The following is a 22792-nucleotide window of genomic DNA, read 5'->3' as shown; positions in this document are numbered from 1 at the left end:
AATTCAAATAGTATGAATTTGGGCCTAAATTGATAACTGAAATGAGACCTGGGGATATTGGACATCGCCATAGGAAAAAGCGCAGCAGAAGCCCGTTTTTAAGGATACGCCGACGCATCCACCAAATTGGAACATGGGAGGTAGTCGCCATGACAAACAAGACAAGCATTCTTAGCTCGTTCTCGCCGCTCACGAAATCCCGAGGTGGACGGATACCGGATCCTTGCCAGTTGTCTGCAATCACTGTCAATGTTCGTCACTTCATGAGCGACGATCATATGGTTCGGCCGGTGACGTTCGCTTGCGTCTTGAGCTTAAGTCCTGCGAACGTTTTTGTGTATCATAGGTCTTCGCTCAGCAACTCGGTTAACACTTCGTTGGCGGCTTTTCGCACAGCGTTGTCCTGATCGTCCAACGCCTGGTTCAAAAGACGGATGGCCTTTTCCCCACCGATGTCCGCCAAAGCCTCGACGGCCTCCACCCGGAGTGAGACGTCCGCGTCTTGCACCGCGATAGCCAGTGCTCGAGCGGATTGCCCCCCGCCGATTTCCGTGAGCGCCTCGATGGCCGATCGCCGCACGTCGCTATCCGCATCCTGGAGCGCATGTTTGAGGACCTCAATGGCAAATTCGCCGCCAACCACGCCCAACGCATAGGCCGTTTCCGCCCGAACCCATGCGTTCTCATCGCCCGAAGCGGTGGCCAGTGCAGCACCGGCATTATCTCCCCCAATGTATGCCAGCGCATAAATAGCCTTAACGCGGACTTTCTTATCTTCGTCGGCCAGGGCGAATCTCAGAGGCGCAATGGCTTCGTCCGCCTTAAGCCTTCTCAGACCCTTGATGGCCTCCTGCCTGACGTGGATGTCATCGCTCGTAAGCTCCGCTTGCAGCACCTTGATAGCGGATGCGGGATCCGATGAAAAGCGAACGGCAGCTTGCGTATGATCTGGGTCACCCGCTGATCTACCGGAGAAAACCCACAGGGTGCTTCGACGCTCATGGTTCGCGTTTCTTGCGCCGGTTGCCGCCTGGGCCTGATACAGCAGGTAGCTTTGACCCCGCATGATGCGGTTCAACGCCTCGGACAACGGAAGCCGTTCAATATCCAGGGTGAGTCGATGTGCCAACGGATCATGCGAGACGACGATCAGATCGCTTTGGCGAGCAATCTCATCCAGGACATCCCGAACACCTGCGTTGTGCGCCGTCAGCGTCACGAGATCGCCGCTTACATCGACCTGCAGGTAGGTCGTTACGCTGCTATCGGCTAATACCTGCCTGTCGTCGAAAGCATCTTGTGCTGTGACGCCGTTGACAAAAAGCAAAATGCACGCCATCGGACCCGCTTGGCGAGCAGCGTTTGTGGTCACAGTGTTGTAATTGGCCGATGTCATCGGGGTGCCCGAGTCATGCTGGAGACAAAGTGCCGTTTCGTGTCCAGGCAGTCTGCAGCCTGGCGGCATCGGGCCGCAATCACCTCTCTCGACTGCAAAGCGTCAAAAGGCGATTGCTGCCCCTGGATTTCACGCAGGTCCGTCAGGGCGGCATTGATTTCCAGACTAACTGACTATTCTTCTTCGTCGGCGCAGCCTTTGTCTTCATTGACGCAGATGTCACCGACCTCCGTGAAGGTCGCGTTATCCGTTCCCCCGATCGCACCGACTTCGATCTTTACCAGCGTATCGTCGGGCAGGGAATCGAGATATTCTGCGGGGACCGTCACCGCCAATGACGCGAAATCGGCTAGATTGCCTGATACCCGAATGGTGAACTTCAGTTGTCCTAAAGGGTCACCATCATCGACATCGGGTTCGAAAACGATCTCCCAGGCGGCAACGACCACATCTTCCGGGTGCACCGGCAGAACTTCCTCTTCGACGAGGTCATCCAATTCCGTGTTTGTCGCGCATTCCCCAAGATCGTCGCCCGCAGCCCATGAAATTACGCCTGACATATCATCAAACATAAGGTCCTTGGGAGCGGCGGGAAGTTCATGGGTGAGCTCCGATTCACCCCCTGACTTTTCTCCCTCATCTCCCTTCCCTTTGAATACGTACGTACCGGCCGCCCACCGCTCCAGGAACTCCTCCAGCGTGACGAAGTCTTCGTCATCGTTGTCTATATCGTCATCAGTCGTCGGATCGAAGCACAGTGGCTCTGCGCTCTCGACGAAGAGCTCGGTAAAAAACTGTTCGCGCAATTCTCTTTTCGCATCCACTTTGAAGATTTTCTTGCCATCAGGATTCCTGACTTCGCCTTTGACCAGGTCATCGCCATCCATCAGGAAATGAAAACCGATATCCCCGTCCGTGGTATTTATTTCGATGAGCGCCTTACACTCACCCAGGTCGCCGCACGGCTCGGTTGCCATTGCGGCCGTGGTTGCGATACCCATGACAGCAACAGCTGCTGCTCCGAAAAGTGTATTTGACATAGAATGTTTTTGTTTCATTTCTCGTTCCTCCTGCTCATATGTCGGCAAGTGTCACAAGACAGCCGAACGCGGCTGCGATACTTGCTTTGCACGTGTATATGCTTAGACGCTTTATCAGACGGAAAACGGTCGTCTAATTGTCAAGGCTTTCCATCCCCGTCTTTGGGCCGCTTTGGCTTTGGCTTTGTTGTGTTTTCTTTATGCGGCTAGCCGATGGACAATACCTGATTGCCAACATACTCGGGCTTTTGTTGCATCCTGAGCAGTTATGGAGCGAGGTAGCACTTTACGCAGTGTTCACGTCTTCGGCACGCCAAATTAAGTCCAATGACCTGGGTGAAAATGGCACTGGACCCGGCCGACTTCTCACCTGGTCCGGTAACGACACTAGCGGCGAACTGAATATTGATTCGTTTCTCTTGGCGCCCGACAGCGGCCTGACCGTTGATATCGATGTCAACGCTATTCAGCCCTTGTCGGCGGACTTGCCAGAATAAAACCAAAACGAGGGCCGGCTTCAGAATTCATAAAGAAATCCCAATGCGGGCAACAACGGCAGCCAGTCATCTTCGTTCTTTTCGAGGAAGGAAATGCCGGCGCTGTCTTCCTCCAGGTCAAAATCCGAGCAACAGGGGTTTCTCCTGTTCAGCGCATTGGTCAGTTCAAAAAACGCCGCCAGTGTACCCTTGCCCAACTGGAATTTTCTGCTCACACGCATGTCGACACTGGCGAACCTGGCGTAACGTCCCGCGTTTCTTGGCCCCGGCGTGACGACCGGCTCTCCTGACGAATCGAAGTCCAAAACCAGGTCTGTTTTTGGCCAGCCGGTGTGTACGCCGGCGGCGATGTCCAGTTGCCAGTCACCCGGACGCCACGAAAAACCACCTTGCAATGCGTGTCGCTGGTCCCAGCCGCGGGCGATATTGCTGCCATTCACCTGGTCTTCAACTTTCGAAAAGGAATAAGCGCCCCACCAGCTCAGACTACCGCTGGTTTTTTCCAGATACAGTTCGATGCCCCTGGCACGCGCTTTTTCCGGGTCTATTCGTACACGGTCGGACTGTATTTCAGGAAGTATGGACAGAGGATCGAAAAGATTCTCGAACCTCGGTTTGAGTCGCTCCATGCTTTTGCTGAATGCCTCGGCACGAAAAAGATAGGAATCACCAAAGCGATGCTGGATTCCAATGATCAGTTGATCTGCTCTTTGTGCCGGGAAAAACCGGTTGACGCCGTCCTCAACCTGGAGCTCTTGAATGCCCTGAAACTGGTAATAACGCCCCCAGCTCAGGCGAAAATCCGTTTTCGGGTTTAGCGTGTACAGGACACTCAACCTGGGACTGAACTGCGAGTCTGAATTCGTATCCTGAAAGGTCTGCTTGTCCCATCTCAATCCGAGTTCCATGATTGCCCGGGAGCCTACCCGCCAGCGGTTGGACACATACGCGGCAAAAGCGTCTCCATCCGGAGTGACAGCCAGATCGTGGCTGATCGCAACCGGCAGACCACTAAATACGGCATTAATACCAAAATAGTCGACCGTACTCTGGTAGCGATAATCTGCCTCCGCATGCTGCGCCTCGATGCCCCATTGCAGCAGATAACTTCCATGCGCAAACCACTGCCAGTCCTGCCGCAGGGTTACAATCTTCGTCTCCCTTCGGTCATCGACGAAACCGACTATCGCCTCGGGATCGATGACCAGACCCATACGATCATTATGTATCGAGTCAAACGACAGCACCGTTGTGCTGCTCAGGTCGTCAGTCCATTCGTTTTCCAGCCTGAGCCAGAACTGCGAATTGTCTGCCCGACTGTCCGATCGTTCCTGATCGTCGATTTTGTCATCGGTGACAATCAGCACCCGGTCGCTAGCCAGCAGAATATTGAGCGACAAAGTGGCTTTCGGTGCCAGCTCGCCAGCCAGTTCGAAAAAGAAATCACTGTAGTCGGGCTCACCGAACTCCTTGTTTACGACCAAGTCCAGATTGCCGCGTCGTGCCGAAATCAACCAGTCGAAACTGCCGGATGAGAAGCTGCCCGCCGACAGGAAGGATGTGTTGTAGGCACTAAAACCAATTTCGGTCTGGCGCAATCTCACTGGTTTCATGGTTTCAATGAGAATGAGTCCGCTCATCCGGTCCCCGTAGCGAACCGGAAAACCCCCGGTATAAACTTCCATTCCGCTGATTGCGCGAACGTCTACAGCACTGAAGATGTTCTGAAAATTGCGGACATGAAATGGGTCCAGCAACCGATGGCCATTCAGGATAATTGCCACTTCGTCATCAGCCCCGCCACGAAAGTGTGTTTTCGCAGATATGCCGGCGGCGGCACCGGGCAGGCGCTGGGCCGATCTTATCGGGTCGTCCCCGAGATCCGGCATACTCTGAATCGCCCTCTGGTTAATATGAAAAACCGAAGCCGACAGCTCACGCTGCAACCGGTAACGGCTGGTAGTGACTATCACTTTTTCAAACTCCCAGAGACTGGGAGCCAGTTCCACCAGAATCACCGAAGTATTTCCTGGCTTAATTTGGACTGTTCGGTGTTCGGTAACAAATCCGGGCAGCGAAATGTTTATTTCTATATCGCCAATGTTTAGGTTATTGAATTTGAGTAATCCGTTGCCGATTGCTAACGGTTCCGGCAAAGAGACAGATGCTGTCACAGACAGCGCGCCCATATTGGCGGTTGGCGGGACATTCCTGATGATGAGCAGCAATGAGCCCTGGTTGGCGTGTACCAGCCCGTCTTCGGTTCTGACAACGACATAGAGTTCGTCAATATGGAGAAGCGTCAGATCATAGGGCATGAGTATTTCGCGAACTATTCCTTCCGGGTCGATACTTTCGGGCTCGGCACGAACCAGCATCGACTGTTTTATCAGGTTTGAACTGTAAGCGAACGCCCAGCCCTCGCTGCGGTATTGTTCCAGAACTCCGCTTATGGATCGCCCGGCAAAGGTGTCGCTTGCAACCACGGATGTGGTCCACGCAACGAAGCAAAGCCCGATGAGAAACAAGCGGTGGACTGATCCGAACAGATTTACTTGGTTCGATATGGCTGTCGAACCGGGTTCGTCGGACAAATTAACGGTACGACGCATGCTTCTCAGTATACCAAGGACCGGCCCTTCTTCTGATGATCGGTACCGGCACAACAAATCTCCAGATCAGCTGCCGAATGCTCGGGAAGTTTGCCGGGTACTGACCAGAATCACGCCGCCATGCAATTCGTACACCAGGTCAGCGGTCTGAAACATGATTTCCAACGCCTTCATGGGCAGCAAATCGATTTTGCCGTGTAGTATCGTTTCCTCGGCCAAGGATTTAGCGCTTTCTGTCTCATACTCAATAAGAAAACCAGACTCACGGCTTATCCACTGCAGAAACTCGGCCATGCTGCGGCCATCAAGCTCGTATGCCGGCGCAATTTCCTGGGCCCACTTCCACTCGTCCGAGTACGGCAAAATGGACTGACGAACCTCGATGCCGCTTTCGCTGATAATTACCTTCTCTCCGGCAAGTACCAGCGTTTCCATGCTGTCGCCACTGATCGCGACTTCGCCCTCACGCACGCTGACCGACAGTGCACCACCCGCGAGGTCGGTCATGAATTGCGTGCCCATGTGCCGAACTTTGCCATAGGGTGTTTCAATCAACAGGTTGACTAGCGGTTGCTGGTTTGAGTAAAGGGACTTCGAATCATAATGAAGTCGACCAGAAAGCAGTTGTATTTGGTCGTTGGCGGTTAGAGACACGCGCGTCTTTTCGTCTATCCTCAGCAAACCGCCGGCATTCCATGAGACAGCTATCCTGGCGCCGCCGCTGGTTGCTATGATTTGCCCGGCAGAAAGCACAACATCGCTCTCTGCCAGCCCACGCCAGGTATCGGTGGCTGGTTCAAATATAATGATTTCGCCAATTCGTCTTTCAACATTGGCAAGCTGTTGAAGGTCCATATCTGTCTCCGCAAGACGACTGACATTGATCAGGGATGCCAATACCATTACCACGGTCGCCGCGACAGCCAGCGAAACCAGGCGGCGTCTTGCCCTGCGTTTTCCCGTTATCTTTTTCCATTCCGCCAGCGCAGCCTGTCGGATTTCCAACTCATCCCTTTCAGGTGCCTTTCGTCTGGGCGAAGCCTGTCCAAGCAAGCTGCTAAAAACCTCGTCAGCCGATTGGGTTTGGTTTTTATTTCGCTTATTCATACATCTGCACAACCTTCAGGTAGAGACCCGTGAACTAATGTCATGGGTCGTCAGCGAACCGTAAACATCGTGAAATGCTCTGCGGGCCCGGGCGAGCAGCGACTGCACCGCTTCTTCACCGATCCCCATTCGCCCGGCAATTTCCCGAATCGAGTAACCCTCGATGTATTTCCACTCCAGCGCATCGCCATACCTGGCCGGCAGGCGGTCTAGGGCAACGTGAATCAACCTGACGAACTCCAGGCGTTGCATATTCCACTCCGGGTCATCCGCAAGTGGCGTCTGGAAAGAGTCAACCGCCGCCCGGATCTCTGGAAAATCCTCGGTTAGCAAGATGTGCTGGCGGTATCGGCCCTGCTGTTCCAACCAGTCGCTGATCTCATTCCGGCAAATCGCGCATAGCCAGGTAAACAACGCCGCCTCGCCCCTGAATTTGTGCAGGTTCCTGATCGCCTTGCTCAGCGCCGAATTGACGACTTCCCTGCAACTTTCAGGATCGTCCGGCACGCGGCTGAGCGCGAATCGATACAGCCGCTGGAAATTCTCTGTAAAGAACTGATCAAACGCACGCTGATCGCCCGTCAGCATTCGTTGCACTAGCTGTTTGTCTTCAAGATAAAGAAGCATGGCCGATCCTGGGTCGCCTCTTTATTAGACCCCGCCGCACACGAAAATCGGTTACCCCAAGAGCGAATACCCCGATTTTCTCACGATGGATTGCGGCAGCGCAGTAAAGTCGTCGGGTCCTCTGCCTGCCACGGTGACCACCGGCCGGCGCAATCGCCCGCCGATAAAGTGATCTTGAATCTGGATTTGCTAATTGAGCAAAGCCAATATCGCGCCGAGCAAACCACCAAGCAGCAAAATCGCCTGCGCAATCTGCCCGATAGCAAACCCCGGCCCTCTGCCTGACGGCTCCCTGAGATAGGCGCGGCAGTAAATTATTCGTGCGATCAGGAACAAGACACCCAGACCGGCAGCTATCACCGGGTGCACATAAAAAGCGAACAGCCACATCGCCGGCAGCAAGACGATCAATTGCTCCAGCGTGTTTTGCTGTACGCGGCTGATCCTTTCGAACTCCGGCGCACCCTGCATGGCCGGGGCCTTCACGCCGGTCTTCCCCCTCGCCACTCCAACCAGAAAAGAAATGACCCAATACTCGATCAAAATCAGGGCGCTGACGATGGCCACAATATCCACGTTTCTTCCTCCTGTTTAACCCTGCCGCACCGGGATAACCGGGCCCACCCAAACCATAGCAGTCATCTTAATCCAAGCGGGAAACAAATGATGCGGCTCTGGCCAAGCTGCCCGCGGGGCGGGTATTATTCGCACTCCCCCAAAGCACCAGGCATTGCATCTGTGAGTTCGGAAATAGCACAAGAAGCGTCGGTTCGTTCCGATGACAGTATTGACCCTGCTTTTGACTGGCTCAAAATTGCGCGCCTGATGCTGACCTCGCGGGCCATCGACCGGATCGAGGAAAGCGAACTGGTCCCACAGAAGAAAGTGCTTTACCAATTCTCTGCGCGTGGCCATGACCTGGCGCAGATCCTGCTGGGTTCCTTGCTGAACCATCCGCACGATGCGACCAGCGGTTATTACCGGTCCAGGCCATCGCTGCTGGCGATCGGGCTATCGATCGAAGATGCGTTCGCCGGCCCGCTGGCGCGCTCCGGCGGATTCAGTGACGGCCGCGACATCGGGGTTGTTTTCAACCTTCCTTCGACTGGTGGCGCCACGGTCCTGCCGATGTGCGGTGGAGTCGGGGCGCAATACACGCCGGTCGCCGGCTGGGCGCAGTCAATTCTTTATCACGCAGATGAACTCGGCGACGATAGCTACAAGGGTGCTATCGGCGCTGCCCTCGGCGGCGACGCATCGGTAGCGACCAATGGATTCTGGTCTGCACTGACGATGGCGACGACACTGAAACTGCCGATGCTGTTCTATATCGAGGACAACGCATATGGCATCTCGACGCCATCCACGCTGCAGACGCCAGGGGCAAACATCGCAGCCAACCTCAAATCGTTTGAGAATTTGCGGGTCCTGGATGGCGACGGCACAGAACCGGCCGCGGCGGCCGGGCTGATCCGCCAGGCGGTCGACCACGTTCGCAGCGGCGCCGGACCGGCCCTGCTAAGGCTTTCCGTACCCAGGCTGGCCGGTCACTCGGCACAAGATACCCAGGCCTACAAATCGGCCGAGATCATCGCCGCAGAAGAATCCCGTGATCCGCTACCAAAACTACGTGACTACCTGATTCCGGCGTTGATCGACGAAGCCGCCTGGGAAAAGCTGGAACAGGAAGTCGAACGGGTAGTCGCCGATGCGCTTGAGTCGGCACTCGCCAGGACCCAGCCCGATCCGGCAACCATCGAGCGGCATGTTTTTTGCGAAGCCGGGCCTGACGGCAAACCCGAGATACAACAACAAGGCGGCCTGGCCGTCAGCGGTCATGTTTTTCCCGAATCCGGCGAACAACCGGAACCCGAGCCCACGCGAATCAACATGTTGACGGCCATTCGCCGTACACTCGAATATGAACTGGCAAGCAACCCGAAGCTTACTGTCTTTGGCGAAGACGTCGGACCCAAGGGCGGCGTGCATGCGGCGACGATGGGTTTGCAGGAAAAATTCGGCGTCAACAGGGTTTTCGATACCAGCCTTTCGGAAGAAGGCATCATCGGCCGTGCCGTGGGCATGGCGGTAGCCGGCCTGATGCCGGTGCCCGAGCTCCAGTTTCGCAAGTATGCCGACCCGGCAGCGGAGCAATTGAATGACTGTGGCACGATGAGATGGCGGACCAACAACCGCTTTGCCGCACCGATAGTAGTCAGAATCCCCGGTGGTTTTTTCAAATGCGGCGATCCCTGGCACAGCCAGACAAATGAAGTGCAATGGGCACACGGCATCGGCTGGCAGGTTGCCGTGCCATCCAATGCCGAGGACGCAACCGGCCTGTTGCGCGCGGCGCTGCGTAGCAACAACCCGACGATCTTTTTTGAACACCGCTCGATGCTGGACGATGCATGGGCGCGCAGACCCTACCCCGGCGACAAATACCTTTTGCCATTTGGCAAAGCAAAAATCACCAGGTCCGGCACAGACCTGACCGTCGTGACCTGGGGCGCGATGGTGCCGCGTTGCGAAATTGCAGCTGGCCAGGTAGATGGCAGCGTAGAGGTTATCGATCTGCGCACGATGATGCCATGGGACAAGAAAGCCATATTGGAATCGGTCGCCAGGACCAGGCGCTGCCTGGTGGTACACGAGGACAACATGACCGCCGGTTTTGGCGCGGAGATAGTCGCGACCGTGGCCAGCGAATCTTTTTTCGACTTGGACGCGCCAGTCGAGCGGCTGGCCATGCCGGATATCCCCAGTCCGCACAATCCGCTGCTGATGCATGCGGTGGTTCCGGATGTAGCTGGAATAGCCGGAAAAATGACCAAACTGCTTGAGTACTAACGCCCGGGGAAGCGAATGCCAGAACTGATCGACATCGTCGTGCCGGAAGACCAGCAAGAAGGGACTGAATCGACGCTGATGCAATGGCTCAAGCGAGCCGGCGATACGGTCGCGCTGCACGAGCCTTTGATCGAACTGGAAACCGACAAGGTGGTCGTTGAGATCGCCTCGCCAGCCAGCGGCGTTTTGCACGAGCTTTTGGTCGAAGAACAAAGCCTGGTCGAGCCCGGCGCCGTGCTGGGTCGAATCGCGGCGGGCGCCACGGCCGAGGTAACAACCGGTGCAATTGAAAAACCGGCCGAATCGGCTGCCGCGATAAAAACCGCGGTAGCCGTTGACCAGCCGAAATTGAGCCCGGGCTTAAAAAAACTGCTCAAAAAGCACGGCCTGGATGCCTCTCAGATCACGGGTAGCGGCCGGGATGGCCGGCTCACCCGCGCAGACGTCGAAAACCATATCGCGGGCGGCGAATCGAGTGCGGCGAAAAATCGGGACGCGCTCGCAGCATCCGGCGGAGGGACGATCGTGCCGCATACGGCGATGCGCAAACGCATCGCCGCGCACATGGTGAAAAGCGTGCAGACCGCACCCCATGTCACCTGTGTGTTCCAGGCGGACATGTCGGCCGTCATCGCGCACCGGGCGAAAAACCGCGTCGGCCTGGAAGACCAGGGCGTAAAACTGACCTATACCGCCTATTTCGTCAAAGCCGCGGTCGCGGCGCTGAGCGCGGTACCCGAAGTCAACAGCCGTTTCCACGATGAAGGCCTGGAACTGTTTAGCGATATCAATATCGGCATCGGCACGGCGCTTGGCGACGAGGGCCTGATCGTGCCGGTCATTCACCGGGCGCAGGAGATGACGCTGGACGCGATCGCCGGGAAGCTGCAAACCCTGACCGACAAAGCGCGCAAGGGCGAGCTGGGCCAGGACGACGTAAGCGGCGGCACGTTCACGATTTCAAATCATGGGGTCAGCGGCAGCCTGATGGCGTCGCCGATCATCATCAACCAACCGCAAAACGCGATCCTCGGTATCGGCAAACTGGAGAAAAGAGTTGTCGTCGTCGAAGCCGACGGCCAGGAGCAAATGGAAATCCGGCCGCTGTGCTATGTGACCCTGACTATCGATCACCGTGCGCTGGACGCGCACCAAACCAACAAGTTCCTCTCGGTATTCGTTTCTGCGCTCGAGGGCTGGGCGGACTGATCAACCGGGCATCTGGCTGCGCGTTGCCACCATCGTGAGCACATCGTAAGCGGCAACGATTTCCCCGTCCTGATTGCTCACTTCGGTATCCCAGCGAACCTCACCGTAATCTTCGCCCTCGCGCATCGTCTTTTGCTTGCAGGTCAGCCGGACTTTCAACTCGTCGCCCATATAGACCGGTTGCGCGAATCTCAGGTCGTCGAGCCCGTAATTCGCCAGCACCGGTCCGAAATCAGGCTGCACGAACAGCCCCGCCGCCATCGATACGATAAAATAGCCATGTGCGACCCGGCCTTCGAAAAACGGGTTTTTTGCAGCCAGCTCGTCATCCATGTGCGCATAGAATTTATCGCCGCTGAGTTCGGCAAAATTCTCGATATCCTCTACCGTTATTTTTCTCGATGCGGTGTGGTGCGTGTCGCCGATCTCGAGTTCTTCGAAGTATTTGCCAAACGGATGCACCTCCTCGACATTCTCTTTGCCGCCGCGTATCCAGCGTCGCGCAATCTTGCCGAGCGTCGTTGGCGACCCTTGCAAGGCAGTGCGTTGCATGTAATGCAATACACCGCGTATGCCGCCCATTTCCTCCCCGCCACCGGCCCGGCCGGGCCCGCCATGCACCAGGTGCGGCAACGGCGAGCCGTGGCCGGTCGATTCACCGGCCGAATCGCGATTGATGATCACCAGGCGACCGTGATACGGCGCGATGCCCAGCGCCAGCGTTTCCGCAATTTCATCGTCACCCGTGAATATCGAACCGGCCAGGCTGCCCTCACCCATCCGCGCCAGGGTAATAGCCTCGTCCAGCGTGTCGTAGGGCATTACCGTGCTGACCGGCCCAAACGCTTCAACGCTGTGCACCGCCCGGCTGGTCAGCGGTTTCTGGCAATGCAGCAGCACGGGCGCGAAAAAAGCGCCTTTTTCGGTATCGGCATCGATCAGTTCGAAATTCTCCAGATCGCCGTAAATCATTTCTGCGTCACCACTGAGTTCGGCTATCCGCTCCCTGACTTCCTCACGCTGACCCTGGCTGGCGAGCGGGCCCATCTGGACTTCCTTGTTGGCCGGGTTACCGACGCGGACCTTGCCGAGCGCCTGGGCCAGTGCGTTGACCAGTTCACCGCTGAACTCGGCGGGCGCGATTATCCTGCGTATGGCGGTACATTTCTGACCGGCTTTCACGGTCATCTCCCGAACCACTTCCTGGATATAAAGATCGAACTCGGCTGTGCCGGGCTGCGCATCCGGTCCCAGTATCGATGCGTTCAGCGAATCGGTCTCCGCGGTAAAGCGCACCGATTGAGCGATCACGGTCTGGTGCTGTTGCAGCAATTCCGCCGTGGTCTTGGAGCCGGTAAACGCGATCACATCCTGACAGTTCAGGTGGTCGAACAGATCGCCGACGCTGCCGCAGATCAACTGGATAGCGCCATCGGGCAATATGCCGGATTCGATAATCCGTTTGACCATCGCCTCGGTGAGATAGGAGGTACTGGTCGCCGGTTTGACGATCGCCGGCATGCCTGCGAGCAGGCACGGCGCCAGTTTTTCGAGCATCCCCCAGCAAGGAAAGTTGAACGCGTTGATATGAACGGCGACGCCCTCGAGCGGCAGGAATATATGTTGCCCGACGAAACTGCCCTTCTTCGACAGAAACTCGGGTTGACCATCGACATAAACGTGGTCATTGGGCATTTCGCGCCGGCCCTTGCTGGAGAACACGAAAAGCGTGGAAATGCCACCGTCTATATCGATCCAGGAATCCGTGCGGGTCGCGCCGGTCTTGCCGGAAAGCGCATAGAATTCCTTTTTGTGCTCCATCAGGTATTTGGCCAGCGCTTTGAGCATGTTGGCGCGCTGGTGGAAAGTGTACTTGCGAAGATTGGCGCCACCGGTGGTGCGCGCGTAATGCGCTATCGCGCCAAAATCCAGGCCCTCGCTCGACGAGGTGGCGATCTCTCCACCATCTACGGCACTGACCAGTTGTACGCCATCGGTGGCGCCTTGCTGCCAGCGGTTTTCTGCGAATGACTGCAGCTTCATGACAAACCTCATTGCGATTTAGTGGCGGGCGGCACAGAATAGCCGATCACTCAGTCGAGTGCATACGATAACCGCCCCGCCGGGCGCATACAGGTGCCACGGCCAGGCGATTGGAAAAAACCTGGAGCACAAATGAGTTTTGCAAACATCGAATTCAGCATCACCGACGGCATAGCCAGGCTGACGCTGAACCGCCCGAAAAGCCTGAACAGCTTCAATGAGGCGATGCACCGAGAAGTCAGCGCTGCTCTGGACTCAGTGGAGGCGGGCGATTGCAGGGTATTATTGCTGACCGGAACCGGCCGCGGCTTCTGCGCTGGCCAGGATCTGTCTGAGCGACGGGTTTTACCGGGCGCGGAACCACCGGACCTGGGCTATACGCTGGAGAATTTTTATAACCCGTTGATCCGCCGGTTACGAAACCTGGAAATGCCGATCGTCTGTGCGGTAAACGGCGTCGCGGCCGGGGCCGGGGCCAACCTGGCGCTGGCGGCCGATATCGTTATCGCGGCGAAATCGGCGAAATTCATCCAGGCCTTTTGCAAGCTGGGGTTGATCCCGGATTCCGGCGGCACCTGGATATTGCCGAGACTGCTTGGACCTGCGCGAGCGACGGCGCTGGCCATGTTGGGCGATTCGCTCAGTGCGGAGCAGGCGGTCGAATGGGGCCTGATCTGGCGTTGTGTCGACGATGAAAAATTGATGCCCGAGGCGGAAGCTTTGTGTGTGCATTTCGCCGGCCAGCCAACCCGTGGCCTCGCGCTGATCAAGAAGGCGTTGAACGCGAGCTGGGGCAACACGCTGGACCAGCAACTGGATCTTGAGCGCGACCTGCAACAGGCAGCCGGTCGTACCGGGGATTACCAGGAAGGCGTAGCAGCGTTCATGGAAAAACGCGAAGCAAAATTCAAGGGCAGGTAGGCGCATGACTGATCTTGAGCAAGCCATGGCGTGCCGGGATGCAATGTATGCGAAAGACCTGGCGTCGCAGGCACTGGGCATCGAGGTCACGATCCCGGAGCCCGGCTCGGCTGAGGCACGCATGAACATAACCGCCGCCATGCTCAACGGCTTCGGCATTTGCCATGGCGGCTATATTTTTGCGCTGGCGGACACCGCGTTCGCCTTTGCCTGCAATGCCTACGACCGGGTCACGGTGGCAGCCGGGGCGAGTATCGATTACCTCAAACCGGTACACGCCGGCGATGTGCTGCGCGCCAATGCGAGGGAAATACACCGTGGCGGGCGCGCCGGCCTCTATGAAGTCAGCGTACGCAACCAGGACGATCTGCTGGTTGCCATGTTCCAGGGACGGTCGAGCGCGCTGGACAGATCGCTGCTCGATGGCCTGGATCAGGCGTAGCGGCATCAAAATGCGCTTATAATTCTCAGGGTTTATTGCCCGGGCATTTGCGGAGCTTCCATGTATACCCAAGGTCTTGACCAAAAACAGAAAAAGTCGGCCGCCGATCCTGGCGACACCCCCGAGCGTCTCGCTGCATTCCAGGCGCGGATCGACGCCGATGAGAAAATCGAGCCCAAAGACTGGATGCCATCGGCTTACCGCAAGACCCTGATCCGGCAGATGTCCCAGCACGCCCATTCGGAGATCGTCGGCATGCTGCCCGAAGGCAACTGGATTACCCGCGCGCCGACGCTCCGGCGCAAAGCCATACTGCTGGCCAAGGTTCAGGATGAAGCCGGTCATGGCCTGTATATATACGGTGCCACGGAAACGCTGGGGGTATCCCGCGACAACCTGGTCGCTGACTTGCTCAGCGGGAAAGCCAAGTACTCGAGTATTTTCAATTACCCAACGATTACCTGGGCCGATATCGGCACGATCGGCTGGCTGGTCGATGGCGCCGCGATCATGAACCAGATTCCGCTGTGCCGCTGCTCCTACGGCCCCTATGCCAGGGCCATGGTCCGAGTCTGCAAGGAAGAGAGTTTTCACCAGCGCCAGGGCTATGAAATCATGCTCGAACTGTGCCGGGGCACGGATGAGCAAAAGCGCATGGCGCAGGACGCCCTGAACCGCTGGTGGTGGCCATCGCTGATGATGTTCGGCCCCAGCGACAAGAACTCGGAGCACAGCGCCCAGTCGATGGCCTGGAAAATCAAGCGCATCAGCAATGACGAACTGCGCCAGAAGTTTGTCGATGCGACGGTGCCGCAAGCCGAATACCTGGGGCTCAAGATGCCGGATGAGGATCTCGTTTTTGACCAAAAAACCGGCCACTACCGATTTGGGGAAATCGACTGGGAGGAGTTCTGGGAAGTGCTCAAGGGCAACGGAAAATGCAACCGTGAGCGATTGGAAGCCCGCAACAGGGCCCACGATGATGGCCGCTGGGTTCGGAAAGCCGCGAGCGCCTACGCGGAAAAACAAGCGGCAAGAGACGCAGCATGAGGGAAACATGAGTAAACAGGACTGGCCATTATTCGAAGTATTCATCCGCGCCCGATCGGGTCTGAGCCACCGCCATTTTGGCAGTATTCACGCCGCCGATGAGACGATGGCGCTTGACCATGCACGCGATCTGTATACCCGGCGCAACGAGGGCGTCAGCATCTGGGTTGTCAGATCCACCGAGATCATCGCCTCCGACCCGGCAGACAGCGATTCATTGTTCGAGCCGGCTGCCGACAAGATCTACCGCCATCCGACTTTTTACAAGATTCCGGACGATGTCGAAAATATATAAGGACCGGCCGACCAGATGACCAAAGTACAAGCACTGGTCACATATGCCACGCGCATGGGGGACAATGCCATCGTCATGGCGCAGCGCCTTTCCGAGTGGGTTGGCCACGGCCCGGAGCTCGAAGAAGAAATGGCGATGGCCAATTTCGCGCTCGACTATGTCGGGCAGGCGCGAATGTTTTTCTCTTACGCCGGTGAACTCGATGGCAAGGGGCGAAGCGAAGACGATATCTGTTTTCTCCGTGATGGATGGGATTACGGCAATGTCCTGCTGCTCGAACAGCCAAACGGGGATTTCGGCGAGACCATCGCCCGGCTGGTGTTGTTCGAAACATTTTATTCTCTCCAGCTGGAGGCCCTGATGTCATCCCCGGCCACGAAACTCGCTGAAATAGCCGCGCGTGCGGTCAAGGAGTCCACTTACCACCTTCGCCACGCCAGCCACTGGCTGATTCGTCTCGGCGACGGCACCGATGAAAGCCACCGGCGGGTGCAGCACGCGATCGATCGCCTGTGGACCTACACCGGGGAGCTGTTCGAGGCTGACCAGGTCGATCGAATCATGCGCTCAGAATGGGAAGGACCGGATCTGGCAGTCCTGCGCGAACAATGGCATCGGCAAATCGATGCGTTGCTGAGCAAAGCCACTTTGCAAAAACCGGCAGACTGCTGGATGGATTCCGGTGGCAAGCAAGGCCATCACAGCGAGCATTTAGGTTACATCCTGGCCGAGATGCAAAGCCTGCAACGCACCTACCCGGGCGCCAACTGGTAAGACCATGGCGGCTCAGAGCAAAACCCTTGAAGCATCGGCCTGGGAAATCCTGGAGCAAATACCCGACCCGGAAATCCCCGTATTGAGCATCGTCGATCTTGGCATCGTGCGCTCGGTGGAAGTCGACGGTGCAAAGGTGATTGTCGGCGTCGCGCCAACCTATTCGGGTTGCCCTGCGACCGAAGTCATCGAGGACAGCGTCGTCAAGTCGCTGCAATCGGGGGGTATCGATCAGGTATCCGTACAGCGGGTGTTGTCGCCACCATGGACCAGCGACTGGATCAGTGATCGCGGGCGCGAGAAATTGCGGAAGTATGGCGTCGCGCCGCCGGAAAAAGGGGCGGCAGCACGCGACAGGCTGCTCGGTGACCCCATCGCAACGGAACGCATCGTCGCCTGTCCGAGGTGCGGTACCGAGAACACGGAAAAGGTCAGTGAATTCGGCTCGACGGCTTGCAAGGCCTCCTACAAATGCATTGAATGCCTTGAGCCATTCGAATATTTCAAATGCATATGAAATTGCGTCAGGCTCCGGCCCACGGCATCGAAAGAAAGTAACGGCATGAAACATTTTCACAACTTGACGGTTGCCCGGATCGAACCGGAGACACCGGATTCGGTGTGCGTTTATCTGAGTGTGCCGGAGGAACTCCGCGATGAGTATGCCTTTGTCCAGGGCCAGCACTTGCCGGTACGCGCCGAGATAGACGGCGTACAGGTCAGGCGAACTTATTCGATATGCAGCGCGATCGACGACCCGGAGCTCCGCATTGGCGTTCGGGTGCAGAAAAACGGTCTGTTTTCCGGTTATATCGCCAATATTCTGAAGGCCGGGGATGTACTCGAGGCAATGCCGCCGGTCGGTCACTTCCAGACCCCGTTATCAGCGGAAAAAAAGAAAAACTACGTGGCGTTCGTCTCCGGTAGCGGAATTACTCCCCTGCTGTCGATAGCGAAAACCACGCTGGCTACAGAGCCGCAAAGCCGGTTTTTCCTGTTCTACGCCAACAGGACTCATGAAAGCACGATGTTTCTTGAGGAGCTGTACGCCCTGAAAAACCAGTACCCCGATCGACTGTCTCTGCATTTCGTTTTCAGCCGGGAGGAGCAGGAATTCGAAATCGCCAGCGGGCGTTTCGATGCGGACAAAGTCCGCCAGCTCTACCAGGGTTTCTGTGCGGGCCTGACCGCCGATGAAGTTTTCATCTGCGGTCCCGGCACGATGAGCGATACGGTCAAGGAAACTCTCGTTGAACTCGGCATCAGCAGAGGCAATATTCACAGCGAGCGGTTTGCGGTCAGCAAGAAAACCGAACCGGCGCCGAAAACCGTTGCCCCGCAGCCCGCCGACCTGGCCGAGAATATCGCCAGCGTCACGGTAATCCTCGATGGGCATACGAAAAAGTTCGCCATGCCGATGGATGACATGACGTTGCTGGAAGCAGGCCGCGAACATGGCCTGGAATTGCCTGCCTCCTGCGAGGCAGGAGTCTGCTCGACCTGCCGCACGCACCTGCGCGAAGGCAAGGTGGAGATGGAAGAAAACTATGCACTGGAACCCTGGGAAGTCGAGGAAGGATTTATCCTGGCCTGCCAGGCACGCCCGCTCAGCAGGACCTTGATCATCGACTACGACAAGACCTGATCGCCCGCTCAGGACAGGCCCGCATTTTTCACCCAGGATCGCGGTTTTCGGGTGAGGGCTTGTCCTCTATCGCCACCGGTTAATAGTTTCCCCGCTAAGACGCTACAATAAGCGCTCACCATCACCGGGAATAAAACTGGATGAGCGAAACAGTCATTCTGACCCGGCATAGTCAGGTCGCGGTCATCACCATCGACAACCCACCGGTCAATGCCTTGTCTCACGCCGTGCGCCAAGGCATCAGCGACTGTCTTGCCGAAGCAGACGGCGACGATGCGATCGAGGCGCTAATTATTTACTGCGCCGGCCGGACATTTATCGCCGGCGCCGATATCCGTGAATTCGGCAAACCGCCGCAAAGCCCTTCGCTGCGGAAAGTTCTCGCGCAATTGGACAGCTGCCGCAAACCGACGGTTGCTGCAATCCACGGCACCGCGCTGGGGGGCGGACTGGAGACCGCGCTGTGCTGTCACTACCGGGTAGCGGTCAGCGCTGCAAGACTGGGTTTGCCGGAGGTCAAGCTGGGTCTCTTACCAGGGTCAGGCGGTACCCAGCGGCTGCCACGGCTGATCGGTGCGGAACACGCGCTCGACATGATGATCGGCGGCAAACCGGTGGCTGCGGCAACCGCCATGGCCTGGGGGATGGTCGATGAATGTACCGAAGACGAATTACTAAAAGCCGCCATTGAATTCGCCTCGCGATCGATTGCTCAAAAAAATCTGCCGCGCATCAGCGAGCGCAAAATCATCGATGTCGAGGAGGGCTTTTTCGCAGCGTACCGAAAAAAAATCGCGCGCCGCACGCGGGGCTTTGCAGCGCCCGAAAGAATCGTGCAATGCGTCGAAGCAGCGGTTTCTCTTTCTTTCGATGACGGTATGCGCAAGGAGCGCGAACTGTTTCGCCTTTGTCGCGATTCGAGCCAGAGCGCATCGATGCGGCATTTGTTTTTCGCAGAGCGCCAGGTCGCCCGCGTTCCCGATGTGCCGAAGGAAACCGGGGTACGGGAAATCGACAAAATTGCGGTTATCGGCGCCGGTACCATGGGCGCCGGCATCGCGCTGGCCTGTCTCAATGCGGGTCTGGATGTATCCCTGCTCGATAAGGACCGGCAGGGCCTGGAGCGTGGCCGGGCCACGATCGAAAAGTTGCTGGCGGCAGCGGTCAGCAAGGGGCGACAAACAGAGGCGCAAATGCAGGCGCAGTTGTCCCGCCTGGAACTCATCGACGATTTCTCGGCTCTGGCCGATGCCGACCTGGTCATCGAGGCCGTGTTCGAAACCATGGCTATAAAGGAAGAGGTGTTTGCCACGCTGGACCGGGTATGTCGCGATGGCGCGATACTCGCGAGCAACACTTCGACGCTGGATATCGATCGGATCGCCTCGGCAACTTCCCGCCCCGAAGACGTGATCGGGCTGCATTTTTTTAGCCCCGCAAACATTATGAAACTGCTGGAAATCGTTCGCGGCGCCAGGACCTCGGCTGAGGTCATCGCCAGTTCGATGCGTTTTGCAAAGCGGTTATCGAAGATCGGCGTGCTGGTCGGCAATTGCTTTGGCTTCGTCGGCAACCGCATGCTTTATGGCTATGGCCGCGAAAACCAGTTTCTGTTGCTCGAAGGCGCCGCGCCTGAACATATTGATAAGGCGCTGACTGACTGGGGTATGGCGATGGGGCCGAATGCCGTCGGCGACCTCGCCGGGCTCGATGTTGGTTACAAGGTCCGCCAGGAGCGCACCGACCTCCCCGACGATCCCCGCTATTACCGGGTCTCAGACATGCTGGCCGAACAGGGCCGTTATGGCCAGAAGACCGGCCGCGGCATTTATTTGTACGAGAACGGTTCACGCACACCGATACCGGATCCCGAGGTTGGCGAAATGATCCGGCGGGAAGCCGGGCGCCTGGGGGTGGAGCAACGCGAGATCGGCAGCGAAGAAATCATCGAACGTTGTATTTATGCATTGGTTCTTGAAGGGGCGAAAATACTCGAAGAGGGTTTCGCGTTGCGCGCGAGCGATATAGACGTGGTCTGGGCGAACGGTTACGGTTTTCCGCGCTATCGCGGCGGCCCGATGTTTTATGCTGATACCATAGGCGTGGACAAAGTGTATGAGGCGATCCGCGGGTTTGGCGAGCGCTTTGGCCCGCAATACTGGTCAGCGCCCGAATTGCTGGCGACACTGGCTAGTGATGGCGGCAAACTAAACTAGGGAATAGATCATGAGCGATGCATTTATCTGCGACGCGGTACGAACTCCGATTGGCCGCTATGGCGGGTCACTGGCCCAGGTACGTGCCGATGACCTGGCGGCCAGGCCGATCGCGGAAATTCTGAACCGGAACAGCGGCCTCGATCCAAAGGCCATCGACGATCTCTATTACGGTTGCGCCAACCAGGCTGGCGAGGACAACCGAAATGTTGCGCGCATGGCCGGCCTGCTGGCCGGTTTGCCGGTCGATGTCGCGGCCTGCACAGTGAATCGCCTGTGCGGCTCGGGCATGGATGCGATCGGGATGGCCGCGCGCAGCATCAAAACCGGGGAAGCTTCACTGGTTATGGCTGGCGGCGTCGAATCCATGTCGCGCGCTCCGCTGGTGATCCCGAAACAGGAAACGGCGTACGGGCGCAGGGCGGAGATGTTCGATACGACGATGGGCTGGCGGTTCGTCAACCCATTGATGCAAGAACTATATGGCGTGGATTCGATGCCGGAAACCGGCGAAAACGTCGCCGAGCAATACAGCATCAACCGCGCCGATCAGGACGCGTTTGCTTTCGCGAGCCAGCAGCGGGTTGCGATTGCACAGAAAAAAGGTTTTTTTGCCCACGAGATCGTCCCGGTCAGCATCGCGCAGCGGCGCGGCGATCCGCTCATCGTGGATACTGACGAACACCCGCGGGCGGACACCAGCCTGGAGAAACTGTCGCGGTTGCCAACGCCGTTTCGCAAAGACGGCACGGTAACCGCGGGGAATGCTTCGGGGATCAACGATGGGGCCTGCGCGCTGCTCCTCGCATCGGGCAAGGCAGCCAGAAAGCACGGTCTGAAACCGCTGGCCAAGGTGGTCGTCATGGCGGTAGCCGGCGTCGAGCCACGGATCATGGGCATCGGCCCGCTACCGGCGACAAAAAAAGTGCTGGCGATAGCCGGTCTCGAACTGGCGCAGATGGATGTCATCGAGATCAACGAGGCTTTTGCCGCGCAGTCGCTGGCGGTCCTGCGCGAACTCGGTCTGCCGGATGATGCCGCGCGGGTAAACGCGAATGGCGGCGCCATTGCGCTCGGTCATCCGCTGGGCATGACCGGCGCACGCCTGATCACGACCGCCGCCTACCAGTTACGCGAGACCGGTGGCCGTTACGCGCTGTGTACGATGTGCATAGGCGTCGGCCAGGGCATCGCAATGATTATCGAGAGTGTTTGAAGTGACCGGCTTGCTGTCTGGCCGGCTATAGCGATGATTTGTCGCTGAACTTTGGCGATCGCTTTTCCTTCAGCGACTTGAGGCCTTCGCGAATATCGGCTTGCCTGAATCCCATGAACTCAAGCGCGAGCGATGTATCGAAATTCGGACCCGCCATGCGCAGCCAGTTGTTCAACGCATACTTGGTCCAGCGTATCGCGCTCGGGCTACCATTCGACAATTCGATGGCGATTTCCAGCGCCGTCGAATACAGTTCGTCGTCTGCAACACAAAGCGACACCAGGCCGATTCTCTCCGCCTCCTCGCCGCTTATCGCCTTGTTGGTCAACAAATAATATTTGGCCTTTGCCATGCCGCACAACAGTGGCCAGATCATCGCCGCGTGATCGCCGGCGGCGACGCCGAGCCGGACATGCCCGTCCAGGATGCGGGCGTTTTTCGCGACGATGGAAATATCGGCCAGCAGACCGACCGCCAGCCCGGCGCCGACCGCCGGACCGTGAATGGCCGAAATCACCGGCTTAGAACAATTGATCAGGTTATAAACCAGGTCACGCGCTTCCTTCCAGACGCGCACCAGCGTGTCATCGTCCTCGATCATCGATTCGATCAGTTCGAAATCGCCACCGGCTGAGAACCCTTTGCCGCTACCTTTGACCAGCACGGCATTTACCGAGTCATCCAGGTCGATGTCGCGCCATACATAGGCCAGGTCACGATGCATGGCCGCGTCCGCGGCGTTCAGTTTCTCCGCGGCCTCGAGCGTGATTTCCAAAACTTTCTCGCTGGGCGCCGAAAACCGGAGTGACGGGAAGTCTTCCTGGTACTTGCCAATGTTCATCGTCCGATCGC

The 22792-nt window shown here is 57.4% G+C and carries 20 protein-coding genes; 12 read left to right on the top strand and 8 right to left on the bottom strand.

Going from position 1 to position 22792, the window contains the following annotated elements; genetic code table 11:
- Positions 1–340: 340 nt before the first annotated feature.
- Both IIA05_03690 and IIA05_03685 read right to left on the bottom strand, forming a co-directional pair.
- Positions 341–1339: a HEAT repeat domain-containing protein gene (locus IIA05_03690; protein ID MCH9026205.1), complete on the bottom strand. Its 999-nt coding sequence runs from the start codon at positions 1337–1339 to the stop codon at positions 341–343.
- A gap of 230 nt (positions 1340–1569) precedes the next feature.
- Positions 1570–2454, bottom strand: coding sequence for a hypothetical protein (locus IIA05_03685; GenBank protein ID MCH9026204.1), 885 nt, complete (start codon positions 2452–2454; stop codon positions 1570–1572).
- Between the two features lie 119 nt (positions 2455–2573).
- On the opposite strand from IIA05_03685, the gene IIA05_03680 reads away from it, so the two are divergent.
- Complete coding sequence (locus tag IIA05_03680; GenBank protein ID MCH9026203.1) at positions 2574–2933, top strand: hypothetical protein; 360 nt, start codon at positions 2574–2576, stop codon at positions 2931–2933.
- 20 nt (positions 2934–2953) lie between these two features.
- On the opposite strand, the gene IIA05_03675 is transcribed toward IIA05_03680, so the two are convergent.
- From IIA05_03675 to IIA05_03660, 4 genes are all read right to left on the bottom strand, one after another.
- On the bottom strand, positions 2954–5419 hold the full coding sequence (locus tag IIA05_03675; protein MCH9026202.1) for a TonB-dependent receptor: 2466 nt from the start codon (positions 5417–5419) through the stop codon (positions 2954–2956).
- Positions 5420–5611: 192 nt separating this feature from the next.
- Positions 5612–6550 carry a FecR domain-containing protein gene (locus IIA05_03670; protein MCH9026201.1) on the bottom strand — a complete coding sequence of 313 codons (939 nt, stop codon included), beginning with the start codon at positions 6548–6550 and terminating at the stop codon, positions 5612–5614.
- A gap of 117 nt (positions 6551–6667) precedes the next feature.
- Complete coding sequence (locus IIA05_03665; protein ID MCH9026200.1) at positions 6668–7279, bottom strand: RNA polymerase sigma factor; 612 nt, start codon at positions 7277–7279, stop codon at positions 6668–6670.
- Between the two features lie 189 nt (positions 7280–7468).
- Positions 7469–7855, bottom strand: coding sequence for an MAPEG family protein (locus IIA05_03660; protein ID MCH9026199.1), 387 nt, complete (start codon positions 7853–7855; stop codon positions 7469–7471).
- A gap of 90 nt (positions 7856–7945) precedes the next feature.
- Between IIA05_03660 and IIA05_03655 the strand changes: the two genes are divergently transcribed.
- The gene (locus tag IIA05_03655) at positions 7946–10129 is read left to right on the top strand and encodes a pyruvate dehydrogenase (protein ID MCH9026198.1); all 2184 of its coding nucleotides are present in this window, start codon (positions 7946–7948) and stop codon (positions 10127–10129) included.
- A 15-nt stretch (positions 10130–10144) separates the two neighbouring features.
- The gene (locus IIA05_03650) at positions 10145–11338 is read left to right on the top strand and encodes a 2-oxo acid dehydrogenase subunit E2 (protein ID MCH9026197.1); all 1194 of its coding nucleotides are present in this window, start codon (positions 10145–10147) and stop codon (positions 11336–11338) included.
- Here the strand turns inward: IIA05_03650 and paaZ are convergent, their stop codons facing one another.
- Positions 11339–13381 (bottom strand): phenylacetic acid degradation bifunctional protein PaaZ, encoded by a 2043-nt coding sequence (paaZ, locus tag IIA05_03645; GenBank protein MCH9026196.1) that lies wholly within the window; start codon positions 13379–13381, stop codon positions 11339–11341.
- A 132-nt stretch (positions 13382–13513) separates the two neighbouring features.
- On the opposite strand from paaZ, the gene IIA05_03640 reads away from it, so the two are divergent.
- From IIA05_03640 to pcaF, 9 genes are all read left to right on the top strand, one after another.
- On the top strand, positions 13514–14302 hold the full coding sequence (locus IIA05_03640) for a 2-(1,2-epoxy-1,2-dihydrophenyl)acetyl-CoA isomerase (GenBank protein ID MCH9026195.1): 789 nt from the start codon (positions 13514–13516) through the stop codon (positions 14300–14302).
- Between the two features lie 4 nt (positions 14303–14306).
- Positions 14307–14744 carry a hydroxyphenylacetyl-CoA thioesterase PaaI gene (gene paaI / locus IIA05_03635; protein MCH9026194.1) on the top strand — a complete coding sequence of 146 codons (438 nt, stop codon included), beginning with the start codon at positions 14307–14309 and terminating at the stop codon, positions 14742–14744.
- Between the two features lie 60 nt (positions 14745–14804).
- Positions 14805–15794 (top strand): 1,2-phenylacetyl-CoA epoxidase subunit A, encoded by a 990-nt coding sequence (gene paaA / locus IIA05_03630; protein MCH9026193.1) that lies wholly within the window; start codon positions 14805–14807, stop codon positions 15792–15794.
- A 7-nt stretch (positions 15795–15801) separates the two neighbouring features.
- Positions 15802–16089: a 1,2-phenylacetyl-CoA epoxidase subunit B gene (gene paaB / locus IIA05_03625; GenBank protein ID MCH9026192.1), complete on the top strand. Its 288-nt coding sequence runs from the start codon at positions 15802–15804 to the stop codon at positions 16087–16089.
- Between the two features lie 15 nt (positions 16090–16104).
- Complete coding sequence (gene paaC, locus IIA05_03620; protein ID MCH9026191.1) at positions 16105–16863, top strand: phenylacetate-CoA oxygenase subunit PaaC; 759 nt, start codon at positions 16105–16107, stop codon at positions 16861–16863.
- Positions 16864–16867: 4 nt separating this feature from the next.
- On the top strand, positions 16868–17380 hold the full coding sequence (gene paaJ, locus IIA05_03615) for a phenylacetate-CoA oxygenase subunit PaaJ (GenBank protein MCH9026190.1): 513 nt from the start codon (positions 16868–16870) through the stop codon (positions 17378–17380).
- A gap of 45 nt (positions 17381–17425) precedes the next feature.
- Positions 17426–18508 (top strand): 2Fe-2S iron-sulfur cluster binding domain-containing protein, encoded by a 1083-nt coding sequence (locus IIA05_03610; protein ID MCH9026189.1) that lies wholly within the window; start codon positions 17426–17428, stop codon positions 18506–18508.
- A gap of 140 nt (positions 18509–18648) precedes the next feature.
- Positions 18649–20724 carry an enoyl-CoA hydratase/isomerase family protein gene (locus IIA05_03605; protein ID MCH9026188.1) on the top strand — a complete coding sequence of 692 codons (2076 nt, stop codon included), beginning with the start codon at positions 18649–18651 and terminating at the stop codon, positions 20722–20724.
- A gap of 10 nt (positions 20725–20734) precedes the next feature.
- The gene (gene pcaF, locus IIA05_03600) at positions 20735–21940 is read left to right on the top strand and encodes a 3-oxoadipyl-CoA thiolase (protein MCH9026187.1); all 1206 of its coding nucleotides are present in this window, start codon (positions 20735–20737) and stop codon (positions 21938–21940) included.
- A 25-nt stretch (positions 21941–21965) separates the two neighbouring features.
- On the opposite strand, the gene IIA05_03595 is transcribed toward pcaF, so the two are convergent.
- Entirely contained in the window at positions 21966–22781 is an 816-nt protein-coding gene (locus IIA05_03595; GenBank protein MCH9026186.1) for an enoyl-CoA hydratase/isomerase family protein, read from the bottom strand.
- Positions 22782–22792 lie beyond the last annotated feature (11 nt).

The sequence above is a fragment of the Pseudomonadota bacterium genome, assembly GCA_022572885.1.
In the GTDB taxonomy this organism is placed as follows: domain Bacteria; phylum Pseudomonadota; class Gammaproteobacteria; order Steroidobacterales; family MnTg04; genus MnTg04.
The sequence above is the reverse complement of the archived record's forward strand: the minus strand, read 5'-3'. Positions and strand labels throughout refer to the sequence as shown.

Excerpts from the sequence above, each read along its gene's own strand:
- paaC (MCH9026191.1), top strand. The coding sequence starts at position 16,105 with ATGACCAAAGTACAAGCACTGGTCACATATGCCACGCGCATGGGGGAC.
- pcaF (MCH9026187.1), top strand. The coding sequence starts at position 20,735 with ATGAGCGATGCATTTATCTGCGACGCGGTACGAACTCCGATTGGCCGC.
- IIA05_03650 (MCH9026197.1), top strand. The coding sequence starts at position 10,145 with ATGCCAGAACTGATCGACATCGTCGTGCCGGAAGACCAGCAAGAAGGG.
- paaJ (MCH9026190.1), top strand. The coding sequence starts at position 16,868 with ATGGCGGCTCAGAGCAAAACCCTTGAAGCATCGGCCTGGGAAATCCTG.
- IIA05_03655 (MCH9026198.1), top strand. The coding sequence starts at position 7,946 with ATGCGGCTCTGGCCAAGCTGCCCGCGGGGCGGGTATTATTCGCACTCC.
- paaI (MCH9026194.1), top strand. The coding sequence starts at position 14,307 with ATGACTGATCTTGAGCAAGCCATGGCGTGCCGGGATGCAATGTATGCG.
- IIA05_03595 (MCH9026186.1), bottom strand. The coding sequence starts at position 22,781 with ATGAACATTGGCAAGTACCAGGAAGACTTCCCGTCACTCCGGTTTTCG.
- paaA (MCH9026193.1), top strand. The coding sequence starts at position 14,805 with ATGTATACCCAAGGTCTTGACCAAAAACAGAAAAAGTCGGCCGCCGAT.
- IIA05_03640 (MCH9026195.1), top strand. The coding sequence starts at position 13,514 with ATGAGTTTTGCAAACATCGAATTCAGCATCACCGACGGCATAGCCAGG.
- IIA05_03690 (MCH9026205.1), bottom strand. The coding sequence starts at position 1,339 with ATGGCGTGCATTTTGCTTTTTGTCAACGGCGTCACAGCACAAGATGCT.
- paaZ (MCH9026196.1), bottom strand. The coding sequence starts at position 13,381 with ATGAAGCTGCAGTCATTCGCAGAAAACCGCTGGCAGCAAGGCGCCACC.
- IIA05_03685 (MCH9026204.1), bottom strand. The coding sequence starts at position 2,454 with ATGAAACAAAAACATTCTATGTCAAATACACTTTTCGGAGCAGCAGCT.
- IIA05_03605 (MCH9026188.1), top strand. The coding sequence starts at position 18,649 with ATGAGCGAAACAGTCATTCTGACCCGGCATAGTCAGGTCGCGGTCATC.
- IIA05_03610 (MCH9026189.1), top strand. The coding sequence starts at position 17,426 with ATGAAACATTTTCACAACTTGACGGTTGCCCGGATCGAACCGGAGACA.
- paaB (MCH9026192.1), top strand. The coding sequence starts at position 15,802 with ATGAGTAAACAGGACTGGCCATTATTCGAAGTATTCATCCGCGCCCGA.
- IIA05_03665 (MCH9026200.1), bottom strand. The coding sequence starts at position 7,279 with ATGCTTCTTTATCTTGAAGACAAACAGCTAGTGCAACGAATGCTGACG.